Raw genomic sequence first — 12,666 nt, 5'->3', positions numbered from 1 at the left:
AAAAATGTAGGGGCAATTCATGATTTGCCCCTACATTTTTGTGTTTTCTTTACATCAGTAATTTAAAAACCACGATACCTCTGCTGATGTGGATTGGCAGCATGAGTAACCGATCGCAAAAACTTGTTAAAAATTGGTTGAATTTGCTACGGGGCTAACCAGCGATCGCACAATAAGCTGTTCAACCAACTGTCAATGGCGATAGCTGTAAATACTGAAAAAATCAGCCATTGTCATTAAAACCAAGCTTTGTGACAAGAATTACTGGAAAAGAATTGCAAACTTGACAAAGTCTGTTAATGTTTGTCTTGTAAAAATGCCTCGGTATTGTGGGTGAGGTTATACGTGAGTGAATTGAAACACGAATCAGCACTACGAGAAGTTTCGGTTAGCGCCGTAACCGTTAATGATGACGATGACCTTGATGCGCTCTTAAGTAGTGGTGGACTAAAAGAAAAAGAGATCGCTGAGATTGCCAATATGTTGCTAGACAACCTAGATGACGTAGATGCTTTTGCCGTTGATGCTTTTGCTGATGAATGGCTTGTAGATAATCAGCAGCCTAGTACATCCAACCCCCCAGAAATTATCGAATCTAATTATTTGGCTAATGAATTAGCAGCCGATCGCGATCGCATTCAGAAAGAGTTAGAAGATCTGCGATTGCAACACCAATTTGAATGTGAATATGTCGATCAGCTTGAGCAGGAAATTACTAGTGTTAGCAACGATCGCGATCGGCAAGTCGCAGAACTCACTACCAAACTTGAACAACTGCAAAGTCAAGTTGCTAAGTTGCAATCTCACCCCCCAGCCACAGATGATCGAGATTTAAGCGATCGCCTTGCCATCCATGTTTTGCAACTAGAGGAAGAATTTAAACATCGTTTAGCGATCGCCTTAGAAATTGAAACCCAGAAAGTTACCCAGAAATATATTCAAGAGATCAATAGTAAGGATGAATTGATTTATCAACTGCAATATCAAAACACAGAGCTAGATATTTCACAGCAAACCTTGACTACAGAGTTAGAGTCAACTCAAGTTTTCCTCAAAGAGTCCACTAAAACCCTTGAATTAGCACAGACTAAACTATCAGAAGTCTCGACTCAACGGGATCAACTAGAAGAAGAACTAATTCAACATCTCTCTAATCGAGCACAATTGCAGCAATCTTTGCGAGGGCTTGAAAATGAATATGTCACTGATCTGACAAGAGTACAAGAATTAGAGCAGCAAATCGAAGAATTGCAAAATCAAGTTCTACATCAAGCATCTAAAGCATCTGAATATGAAGCGGCGATCCAGCATTGGAAAGAGCAATCAGTGCGTCATCAGCATCATGCCCTCCAACTTAGTGGTGCATTAGATCGTCTGCTAGTCGAAAGACCCGTTAAGCATTTAACTGAACCGATTCAGAATGAATCTACCTATGTTCAAGGTTACAGAGCAGAGCGATCGCTTGAATCTTTACCAGACCCAACACCAGTGCGATCGCTTCGCCCAAATTCAAAAGTAGATTTACCCTCTTTTCTGGTTAGACATCGTTAAAAGGGTTAGCTACATTACAGCAATTACCGATCAAATGAGCCACAAGATAAATTTTGAAAGCGTTGCGAAGCAACGTTTCAAAACTTATCTTGGTTTTGGTTTGAGAGCAAAACGCTGTAAGACATAAGACTCAAAGAAGAGTTGCGGCGCTTCGCGCCGCAACTCTTCTTTGGGTTTTGATATAGCATTGCCATTTTGAGGATTATTTTTATCCACTTTCATAGGGAAAGCTGACAGTAAAGCAACTGCCTTCACCAACTTTGCTACTAACATTTACATTTCCCCCATGTAGTTCAGCAAGTTTCTTCACCAAATTCAACCCTAACCCTGTCCCTGCATACTGACGACTGAGGCTACTGTTGATCTGTACAAAGGGCTGAAATAGTTTGTTGATATCCTCCATAGAGATCCCGATACCAGTATCAGACACGGAAAAATGAAGCTCATGTTTAAAATTGTCTTCGGAATTTGCTTCTGATAAACCTATGGCAACATTGGCTAAATTTGCCTCGAGATTGACTGTTCCATTTTTTGGGGTGAACTTTACCGCATTACTCAATAAATTAATTAGCAACTGTCGCATTCGGCGCTCATCAATCACGATCGCTGTTGGTACACCATCATGAATTATGAGATTTAATTGAATATTCTTTTGAATAGCTAGATGTTTAACAAAGCTAAGACTACTGTCGCATAGATAGCGTACCGAGACCGAAGTTAGATCTAGGGTAAACATACCTGCCTCAATTTTGGCAACATCAAGAACATCGTTAATTAACTCCAAAAGATGTTGACCACTTTTTTGAATTGTTTTTAATGAACCCTGTTGACGCTGATTCAGTTCACCAAAAGCCTGCTCCAGTAGACCTTCTGAAATCCCTAAAATGGCATTGAGCGGAGTCCGCAGCTCATGACTCATTGCGGCAAGAAACTCATCCTTAAGATGAGTAACCCGTTCTAGTTCTTTATTAGTTGCAATCAGCCTTTCATTACTAAACTGGAGAGCTTCTTCGGCACGTTTGCGATCGCTAATATTTCTTACTAATACGAGGACTTCATCTTCACCACAGGGACTAACCCGAACTTCCTCATAAACCCATTCGCCATATTTTTGGAGTTTATGTTCATAAATTTGCACCTCACCAGTGATAATTGCTTTATTGAATACTTCGAGTTGTTCAGCCAAAACTGTCGGCGATAAAACTTCAGAAATATTTTGCTTGATCGGTACAAATACTTCTTTGTCGGGGACAATTGGCAACATATAATCAAGACAAATCCCATCTCGTCTAAGGCGCAGTAATAAATCGGGAATCGCATTGAGTATTTCTTGTTTGCGAGTTTCGCTTTCCGCCAGATCAGCAGTTCTCTGCTGAATTCTAATTTCTAATTCTTGGTTGAGTTTGCATAGTTCTTGTTGAGTAGTTTTCAGCTCATTGATATTTTGAATCAGTGCAATATCGTACATAGGCTGATTTTCAGGGTCACGAACGATGGAAACACTCATCAATCCCCAAATAAATTGTCCGTTTTTGTGACGAAATCGCTTCTCAATATGAAAACTATCAATCTCATTGCTAAGTAGTTTCTGATAGTGATAGAGATCGATCTCCAGATCGTCAGGATGGGTGATCTCCTGAAATGTCAAAACTTGTAGCTCATTCTCTGTATATCCCAGCATCTGACATAGAGATTGGTTAACGGCAAGATGTTTCCCCTCAAGTGCAGCTACTGAAATTCCCACTGCCGCATTGTCAAATACACTTCTAAATCGCATCTCCGACTCGCGTAGTGCTTCTTCTGACTTCTTGCGATCGCTAATATTCCGAATAATTGTCAAAACTTCTTGGTCGTTAATTTTAACTATCTGCACCTCTTCATATTGTATTTGCCCATTAATATTCCACTGCTGCTCAAAAGACTGAATCTTATCAGTAGCGATCGCCTGTTTGATTGCATTTAATTTGCGATTTGCTAAATCATGGGGCAGTACATCTGAAAGATGTTTGCTGATCGGATCAAAGTCAGATGGGAGTAAATCAACGACATAGCTGCTTGAGAAGCATTCTAGATAAATGCCATCAACACTAAGACGATAAATTAGATCGGGAATTGCGTTTAAGACTGCTCTTTTTTGAGCTTCCACATTGGCTAGAGTATCTTCAGCCAGTCTGTTTTTTGCGAAGAGAATACTTTCTTGCGTAGCAACTCCAATTATTTTGTCAAAGTCATCAATCACAGGTAAATGGCGACATCGAGATTGGTTTAAGAGGTTGAGCAGTGACTCTAAATCTTGAATTTGCGATCGCCGAACTATCATTGGAGAATCCGCAAGCACGTCAACAATCTTCAAGTTCTGTAAATTTACTTGTTGCTGCACTAGATTTAATATATCCCACTTAGACAAAAGCCCAATCAACCTATTTTCGTCAACTACCAAAACACACCCTGCTCTAGCTTCAATCAAGCTGTTATGGTCGTTGGGATGATTGGAGTCTGATGAATGAAATGATTGAGCCAATTGATTCATTAGACTAATCGCTTCTAATACCAAGCTTTCTGGCGCAACCACGATTGGGTAGCGATCAATTGCAAGATCAAGATAAATGCTGTTTTGTACTAGCATTGGTTTAGTCGTTAATTGATTAAGAGCTTGTCTAGAATGTCGGTCGATTATGACCTCGTTGTGATTGGCATGAGCGCTCATGCTTATAAATTAGTTAGCCTTGCGGCTCAACGTGGAGCCAGAGTAGCTTGGGTCTTGGAGCATCAAGTCAAAGATGCTTATCTAAACATTGTCCAGATTGATTATATTTTACTGTTATTGCAAAATATGATCAGAGATCGCCCTAAATCTGAGCGTTTGCACCTTTTTAATAATCGGATATCCTCAATTCGTGATAATTTTTGGCAGGAAGAAAGGTTAGAAATACTGCAAAAAAATGGGGTTGATGTAATTATTGGGGAATGTAAATTTCAAGGTAAAATCCAAAATTCTCATGTTTTAGAAGTTAGCGAAAATGCCCTCACAGAAAGATCTAGAGCATTTTCTCATCGCAGACTCAGTTCACGCACCTACGCGATCGCCCATGACATCACACCACATCGGAAAATCTTTGGGCTTGCTGAACATAATTACTTAACCGCACATCAGCTCCTAAATTTAGAAGATCTACCTCACTCGATCGCTGTTCTAGGTGATGATTCCTATGCTTGTGCGATCGCGCAAGCCATAAATTTTCTGGGTGTAAATACAAGCTTAATCACTGACCGTAATCATATTCTACCAAACGTAGATGTGGCGATCGCCCGTACTTTGCAAGCTCAACTAGAAGCTGAAGGGATTGAGATTTATACCAACACCCAAACGACTGCGGTAAGCCAGGCTGAGCATAGCCGCACAAAGATTTGGATAGATAACCAAACGATAGAATGCGATCGCCTTTTAATACCCTTAGCGCCAAAAGAGTTTTACTTTCCTAGCGATCGCCATATTTATCAATGTCATGGTGATCGAGATATTGCCAAGATTGTGAAACAAACCTTGCAAACTGATTTTTGGCGATCAGTATCTATTCCTCAAGGTCCGAAGATGATCAATGTATCAACAATGCCAACCGTCGCTCAGGTTGGCATGACTGAACTATTGGCAAAACAAAAGTATGGGCAAGCTCTGTATATTTTAGAAAGCTCTACAGAGAATAGCTTATGCAAAATCATTTGTAACTATAAAGGGCAAATTCTTGGTGCAAGTATGTTTGGCGATCGCGCCAAGTTCGTGATCGAGGCGATCGCGATCGCCATGCAAGGAAAAGTCAAAATCCAAAATATCGCCGTTTTACAAGAGTTACAGATTACAGAGCAATGGGAAAAACTCCATCGTGATTGTCGCCAGCAAGCGAAATTCAAGAGCTGGTTTGCTTTTCGGCGTGATTGGAACATTTAGAGATAAAAACAGGGCAAATCCCTATTTTTATCTCTAAATGTTCTGAAATCTTTTTAATATCGAGCATTCGGGGACATCTCGAATAATTTCGGTGATTAATGTTTTTGCACCAAGCTTTCCAGAAGCTTGACTTTGATCGATATCAGCGATGAGGCTCCTAAATAGCAACAATAAACTCAATCCCGCCCCAACAATTTGAATATAGCGAGCAACTTCATTATTGAGCCCTGAAGCTCCAACAAAAACAGCGATCGCTAAAACTACTATTAACCATAAATACTTCTTCTGACTCGGATATTTGCCGATCGCCCAGCTCACGAATAGACCAGTAGAAATACCACTAATCAAGCCATCGACCCATCGCAATGGTGATATCAACATTCCGATCACCTCCGATATAAAGACCAAAGCTGCGATCGTAGTTGATGCTTGTAATTTTTGGATATGTCTTTGCGTGACTGCATTTTGGATTTCTAATAGCGATCGCAATACATTCACCGCTAACAATTCTTTCCCTTCAGTATTCAGCAAATCTAGAATTCGCTCTTTTAAAGATTGGATGTTAGGCTTCGGCTGTTCCCAAACTTCTTGACTATCGCGCCCATCACTATATTGGAGCCTTACCTTAAAAGGCTTCGGCTCTGCTGATGTCAAGACAATCTCTTGCGGTGAGATCAGCTTCTGCATGTCTATATTTTGTAACGCCTGATGAATGGCATCGCGATCGCACTCAGGATAAAGATCGGTTTTATTAAAAATCAACAAAATCGGCTTATAGTATTTTTGTAGATTAGCGATCGCTTCTTGTTCTAACCGCGTCATATCTCCAGCAATTACAAACAAAATTAAATCAGCTTGTTTAGCTGATTCCAAGGCAAGTTCTCCTCTTATTTCGCCACCAATCTCATCAATCCCCTGTGTATCCATTAATCGCAGTTGAATTTTTCCACCAGCATCCCACGCATACACTGCAACATCTTTAGTTGTGCCATGAGTAGCGCCCGTCTCGCTTAGCTTCTGTCCCAGTAAAGCATTAATTAATGATGACTTTCCCCGCGATACCATGCCAAAAACTGCGATCGCGATCGCGCTTTTATCAAGTTTCTCTTCAAGACCTAATATTTCTACTAGCTCAGATTCTGTTAATTCTTTTTGGAATAAATTGCGATAATTGATTAGGCGATCGCGCACCTGTTGTGGATAATCCTGCATGAAAAAGTTAACCCAGAATATCTCTCAAATCAATCTCAATTTCTGGAATTACGCCACTTTTAATCACTACATCACCTGTATAAATAGCTTCTTCATAAAAGCCTTCAACCCAAGATAGCAGCGTAATCTGACTACGCACAGGATCGACTATCCAATACTCAGCAATCCCTCTCGCTGCATATTCAGAGCGCTTAAAGCGATAGTCCCTTGATTCATTCTCATGTCCAGCAGATACGACCTCAATTACCACCAATGGCGGTGGCATATCATGGGTAATTGTTCCTCTCTTCGTCATCTCTAAAGCTATCCGACATTCTTCGCCCAAAATTATCAGATCAGGTATTCTGACCTTAGCTCTACGACCACTTACCTCAATCGAGACTTCTTTATATCTCAATAAATGGGCAGGAATAAATTTACCTAATGCGAACAATAGTCGCATTGATACATCAGAGTTAAAAATTGATTCTGGGGGCATTGCAACTAATTCTCCATCCTCTAGCTCATAGCGAGTATCACTGCCGTCATCATAGGCATAGTATTCTTCGTAGGATAGATACTTGACTTGGGGAATCGCGGCTTGAACCATAAATGTTATTCCATTCGCTGATTACATATTATAAACCCGAAACGGGAGAGGTGGCGCTACGCGCCACCTCTTGCTTTAATTAAGCATTTACTAGTTCTTTCATCGGCGCAGCGAGAGCTTCTTCCAATGGTGCGCGTCCAAGGCGCTCTTCGAGAATATCCATTACCGTCCGCCCGAAGTCGTCATCATCGCGCTTCCATGCTTCTAGACATACTTCCCCAAAGAATGAACCTAGAGGCTCAGGATTCCAAAGTAACTTCTTGGCAGTCCAAGGCATCATACTCATTGGGTTATAGCCTTTCTTGAGAATGTTATTTTTGAAAGCATAATCTTCCAAATGTGTATGTGGTTGTAACCCAATGAAGAAGATCGCAGGTTCCACTTTATCCGCACCGAAAATAGCTTCCAATTCTCGGTGATAGGCGATCGTCTGACGTACTGTTTCTAGAGTCTCATCGATCACATTAAAAGAATAGTTAACGGAAACTAATTCATTAAAACCTGCGGCTCTGAGATCGCGGCAGTTTTGTAATACCGACTTGAGGTTGTAGCCCATTCGCATTTTCCGAACAAGTTCTTGAGAGCCGCTAGTAATACCAATTTCGAAATAGCTCATACCTGTCTCTACCATTAACTGACAGAGATAAGGCGTGAGATTGTCAGCACGGATATAGGCTGCCCAATGAATATCAGTCATGCCTGATGCTTTGACTTTTTCGAGAAGTTCTACAGCATCATCAATGAATTTTTTCGCAGGAATAAACTGAGCATCGGTGAACCAGAAATTACGAACGCCGCGATCGTAAAGTTGGCGCATTTCCTTGATTACTTCATCGGTGGGATTGATGCGAACTTGCTTACCTTCAATTACCGTATAAATGCAATAACAACAGTTGTGCGGACAGCCTCGCTTAGTTTGCACACCGATATAAAAGTCGCGATCGCGGAAGTAGTAATTAAAATCTTCCCAAATCGATTCAATATATTCGTAATTGCAAGCACTTTTTTCAATCGGTGCGGGTTGCTCATGGATTAATCTGGCGCGAGGCTTAGTTTCTCCGACCACATAGCAGCGATCGCCTTCGATTTCACGTCCTTGCACCAAACGCTCTAATAAAGATTCACCCTCGCCAACAGAAATAATTGTTCCTTTGGGTAACACGTTCCCTAACTGTTCATAAAAAACACTGACCGCGCCACCACCAATTACGGCTCTGGCTTCAGGATGATATCTTCTAGCTCGACTTAAGCCTCGCTTGATTAAATTTGAGTTGCGCCAAAGCTCAGTGTAATAAGCCGTAAATAGTCGTAGTCCATTGATAGCACCACGAAATTTCTTAAAAGGATTTTTGGCATAGTAAAACTCAAACGCATTTTGCAGGGGATTGCCACCTCGCCCACCTACTGGAGCATAAATCTGAATATCTCTCCAAGAAAATACTAATAAATTTGGCTGAAACTTATTGATCGCCCGATCCAGAGCTGCATAAAAATCAAGGGGTGGCACAGTGCCTAAATCAAAAATATTTTGTTGCACATGCGGCGCAACCTTATGAATGTGATCTGATAAATAAACTACGCCAATCGGAAAAATCGGGTTGCATGGTAGGCGGATGTAAAGAATGCGATCGCAGCCTAAGGCTACACCAGATATGTCACTAGCTAAATCTTGGGGATCTTTTATGAAATCAGTAGTAGACATAGAATTTTATCTTTGATCTAAATTATTTATTATTGTTTTTATTATTTTTGGGGCTTTTACCACAATTTTCATTTGTGTGAATTGATGGTTATTTACCCCTAAGTCTTTACATATCTTAATTATATTCACTTTCTCACCAGTTAGGTAATCATGGGGATCGATAAATCGGGGATCAAACAGGGATCAAATTGGCGATCGCTGAATTGATAGTTGGTAGTAGTGTTTACAATCGCTAGTTGGTCTTGAGTGTTAGCTTTATGTACGGGCAAAATGGCGAGATTAGTATTCTTGTTCATTCCAAATATATCGGCAGGGTTTATTTGATTTAATTAGGAATATTTTTGGGTTAATGACTAACTAACGCTGGTTTAATGTCCAAAAAATCTTGTTAATTTTTGCTTAAATAACTTTATATAAAAAATACTATGTCCATATTTGATCCTTTACCTGCTGATTTGCACGACAAAAAGATTGTCTGCTCTTATGTAAATGCAACCAGCAAAATCCAAATAGCTCGGATTACCGATGTCCCTCTATGGTATTTCGAGCGGGTTGTATTCCCTGGGCAAAATCTTATATTTGAGGCGATCGCCTCGGCACATGTTGAGATTCATACAGGTATGATGGCAAGCTCCATACTTTCGGATACAATTCCCTGTGTCCAATTACAGGTAGAAGAAGCTAGCTGCGCTTTACCTGACTGGGTTCCCATCAAACATATTGATGATGACTCACTTCACGATCCATCGGCGCTGCTGAACCTACCTGAACCTGAAGTAGTCTCCTAACAATGGATTTTCTGGTCTTCAATTTTTCCCAGTTTTTGAATTATTTGAGTAGCGTAAAAATGGACTTTTTGTCCCTTGATTATGCTTTATTCCTGCTCATCGTTACAGTTATTTATTGGCTCTTACCAAATGTGCAAGCACGCTTGTTAATTATTTTGACAGCAAGCTTACTGTTTTACTCATTTATTCAGAGGCAATATGTTTGGCTGTTGTTAGTGATGTTGGCAATTAATTTTTGGTTGGGAGGAGAAATTCGCAAAGGCGACAAATTCCTGAAGCAGTGGCTGCTTTTTGTGGGGATATTTTTTGATGTGCTACTGCTATTTGGGTTTAAATATATTCCTTTCGTCGCAACGGCGATCGGCAATATTACGGGTTTGCCAGTGGGGAGTTCGCTAGCGATCTGGGCGAAGGCAAACATCGTACCGCCGATCACGCTCAGCTTTTTTGTGTTTGAGTTAATTGCTTACTTAGTTGATACCTATCGCGGTAATAGTCCCGCCAAGGATTTTCTAAATTTTGCAGCTTATAAGTTATTTTTTGCCAAACTACTATCTGGTCCCATTACCCGCTATCAAGAATTTGCACCACAACTAATCACGCGATCGCGTCCCGTTTTACCAGATATTGCTGAAGGTGTATGGTTATTTGCTTGTGGAGCCGTCAAAAAAGGGATCATTGCAGACAATCTTGCCCGACTAGTTGATCTTAGTTTTCGGAATACTGAACGCGCAGGCAGTATCGATCTATGGTTGGCTCTATTTGCCTATGGCATTCAAATTTATTGTGACTTTAGCGGCTATATCGATATGGCTAGAGGTAGCGCTTTGTTATTAGGTTTCAAGTTGCCTCAAAATTTCGATTTCCCCTATTTCTCAGCAAGCATTTCCGACTTTTGGCGGCGTTGGCACATGACCCTCGGCGCATGGATGCGAAATTATCTGTATATTCCTTTGGGGGGTTCTAGGGGTGGGCTTTGGCGGACTTGCCTAAATTTGATGATCATCATGCTTGTAGTCGGAATTTGGCATGGTGCAAACTGGGGCTTCATTATTTGGGGTGTCTGGCATGGTGCGGCGCTGGTGGCTCATCGCCTCTGGATGGAAGTTTGCAGGGTATTTGAAGATTTGCATAAAATCTGGAAGCCTTTGCCAATGAGACTCTTGGCAGTTGCAATCACCCAGTTGGTAGTATTTATCGGCTGGATTCCGTTCCGATTACCTAATTTAGTTGATACAAATATGTTTTTGCAAAGACTCTGGGGCTACGAGAGCGATCCTCAGTTCGGTGTAAAAATCTATGTAGAATCTCTCGGTATTACGGCAGGACAGATTGCGTTATTACTATTTGGTCTATGCATGTGTTCTCTAGTTGCCTATCGTTGCGATCGCGCCAAGTGGCAGCTAAACTGGCAAGTGAAATTATTTCTAGTTCCCGTCAGCCTTTTTCTAGTCAGCATCCTCAGCCCCGACAAGAAACTCCCCTTTATCTATTTTGATTTTTAAAAACTAGTTGTAGAACGCATGCTATTTAACAACTTTTACAAAGCCTCTTTGAGCATGAGCGCAATCCTGACCCAATGAACAAAAGCTTCACTTAAGTTCAGGAAGACATAATCTTTATTCAAGCTCCGCTGCTTACCAAGACGAGCAAAAGTACGTTCTATATCCCAACGACGAGGTTCTAACTTAAAGCCCAGATCTCTTTTTTCGCACAGTGTTTAAGTTGATATCCAAGCTATCCATCAAAGATTGAAATTTGCAATGCTATATCTTCAATCAACGTGCCAAATGTTTTTTTACCCAAGCGTTCAAATCAGCAGAAGTTTGAAAGTCAAAGATTGCTTCGGCTAAATCTTCTAGCTGTGCGACAGATAATTTAGAAATCTTAGATTTTATGCTTGGAGATATTTTGCCTAATTTTCGGGTTAGTTGGCGTTGTAGCATTGCAGACTGACCTTTCACTAAACCGCGTTGTTCGCCAATTTGTAAACCCTCTTGTTTGCCAATTTGTAAACCCTCTTGTTTGCCAATTTGTAAACCCTCTTGTTTGCCCTCTAGCACTGCATCTTGATAAACGCGGGTTTTCTTTAGATCGCTATGTGTAAACATGGCTTCAACCTCTTGACGACTTAGTTTTGGGAATTTGTATACCAATACTGCTTCTATAAATTCTACTATGTTATCCCTCAGTTCGGTATTGGCTTCTTGCTCAACTTTTTCAGCTAGTTTTCTGGCTAGTTTTGGGGCTTTCTTCTCTGATGCTAAGATTAGCTGAATAATTTCGATACCATGTGAATCTGTCTCTTGTCTTAGGTCTTCTAGATATACGCGCTTAATTCGTCCTAATGCGATTAGTTCTTGAGAAAACTTATCGGGTGCTGGCTCGCAGTTGTGTCTGGCGAATATGGCTACGGCTTGCCAGTCTTGGATGGGGCGATATTGGTTGAGATACAGGAATATTTCGGCTAGGAATTCGGAGTAAAAGTTTTCTTTGGGTTGAAATTGGACTTCTGCTAAGAATATTGGTTTGTCTTTAGTTTCGGGCATGAAGATGCCATCAAATCGAAATGCTTTTTCTTTGATCTCGACTGAACTAAATTTGTATCCTTCGGCTTCTGAAATAGGGTGATCGATTAGCTCGAATAGTAACGTGTGGAAGGATTGGAATAGTTGGAAAAATAACGTGTCCGTTCGCATAGCGGTTTAGTTTAGCATGGTGGCTATTTCTTCAACTAGAAAGAAATAGATGTACTAAGGAATGAAAAACAAATAACTTGTGCAAATTAGGATAATCTCAGATAAAGAAAGAAAAGGAATAATTTTGGGTTATTACAGCGAAGAACTTGAGACGGAGATGTTGAAATTTTACGGTTCAC

The 12,666-nt window shown here is 40.7% G+C and carries 10 protein-coding genes; 4 read left to right on the top strand and 6 right to left on the bottom strand.

All coding sequences use genetic code 11. The features are described 5' to 3' along the window. Positions 1-345: 345 nt before the first annotated feature. Positions 346-1,551, top strand: coding sequence for a hypothetical protein (locus PseudUWO311_RS14930; RefSeq protein ID WP_142656049.1), 1,206 nt, complete (start codon positions 346-348; stop codon positions 1,549-1,551). Between the two features lie 208 nt (positions 1,552-1,759). Here the strand turns inward: PseudUWO311_RS14930 and PseudUWO311_RS14925 are convergent, their stop codons facing one another. Next, a complete protein-coding gene (locus PseudUWO311_RS14925; RefSeq protein WP_190303510.1) occupies positions 1,760-4,177 on the bottom strand; it encodes a PAS domain S-box protein in 2,418 nt (805 codons plus the stop codon). A gap of 36 nt (positions 4,178-4,213) precedes the next feature. Here PseudUWO311_RS14925 and PseudUWO311_RS14920 point away from each other — a divergent pair, with 36 nt between their 5' ends. Next, positions 4,214-5,497 carry an FAD-dependent oxidoreductase gene (locus PseudUWO311_RS14920; protein WP_142656047.1) on the top strand — a complete coding sequence of 428 codons (1,284 nt, stop codon included), beginning with the start codon at positions 4,214-4,216 and terminating at the stop codon, positions 5,495-5,497. Between the two features lie 33 nt (positions 5,498-5,530). Here the strand turns inward: PseudUWO311_RS14920 and PseudUWO311_RS14915 are convergent, their stop codons facing one another. The 4 genes from PseudUWO311_RS14915 to PseudUWO311_RS24050 all read right to left on the bottom strand — a co-directional run bounded on the left by PseudUWO311_RS14915 (position 5,531) and on the right by PseudUWO311_RS24050 (position 9,296). Beyond that, positions 5,531-6,709, bottom strand: a complete 1,179-nt coding sequence (locus PseudUWO311_RS14915) for an Era-like GTP-binding protein (RefSeq protein ID WP_142656046.1) — start codon at positions 6,707-6,709, stop codon at positions 5,531-5,533. Positions 6,710-6,716: 7 nt separating this feature from the next. Next, positions 6,717-7,298 carry a Uma2 family endonuclease gene (locus PseudUWO311_RS14910; protein ID WP_142656045.1) on the bottom strand — a complete coding sequence of 194 codons (582 nt, stop codon included), beginning with the start codon at positions 7,296-7,298 and terminating at the stop codon, positions 6,717-6,719. 79 nt (positions 7,299-7,377) lie between these two features. Then, on the bottom strand, positions 7,378-9,000 hold the full coding sequence (locus PseudUWO311_RS14905; RefSeq protein ID WP_223807590.1) for a photosystem II high light acclimation radical SAM protein: 1,623 nt from the start codon (positions 8,998-9,000) through the stop codon (positions 7,378-7,380). 140 nt (positions 9,001-9,140) lie between these two features. Next, positions 9,141-9,296 (bottom strand): hypothetical protein, encoded by a 156-nt coding sequence (locus PseudUWO311_RS24050; RefSeq protein WP_190303509.1) that lies wholly within the window; start codon positions 9,294-9,296, stop codon positions 9,141-9,143. 129 nt (positions 9,297-9,425) lie between these two features. Between PseudUWO311_RS24050 and PseudUWO311_RS14900 the strand changes: the two genes are divergently transcribed. Both PseudUWO311_RS14900 and PseudUWO311_RS14895 read left to right on the top strand, forming a co-directional pair. Continuing rightward, a complete protein-coding gene (locus PseudUWO311_RS14900; protein WP_142656044.1) occupies positions 9,426-9,788 on the top strand; it encodes a DUF1830 domain-containing protein in 363 nt (120 codons plus the stop codon). A gap of 59 nt (positions 9,789-9,847) precedes the next feature. Beyond that, positions 9,848-11,293: an MBOAT family O-acyltransferase gene (locus tag PseudUWO311_RS14895; protein ID WP_142656043.1), complete on the top strand. Its 1,446-nt coding sequence runs from the start codon at positions 9,848-9,850 to the stop codon at positions 11,291-11,293. 273 nt (positions 11,294-11,566) lie between these two features. Here the strand turns inward: PseudUWO311_RS14895 and PseudUWO311_RS14885 are convergent, their stop codons facing one another. Then, positions 11,567-12,487, bottom strand: coding sequence for an Rpn family recombination-promoting nuclease/putative transposase (locus tag PseudUWO311_RS14885; protein ID WP_142656042.1), 921 nt, complete (start codon positions 12,485-12,487; stop codon positions 11,567-11,569). Between the last annotated feature and the right edge of the window lie 179 nt (positions 12,488-12,666).

The organism is Pseudanabaena sp. UWO311, assembly GCF_006937785.1.
In the GTDB taxonomy this organism is placed as follows: Bacteria; Cyanobacteriota; Cyanobacteriia; order Pseudanabaenales; family Pseudanabaenaceae; genus Pseudanabaena.
The sequence above is the reverse complement of the archived record's forward strand: the minus strand, read 5'-3'. Positions and strand labels throughout refer to the sequence as shown.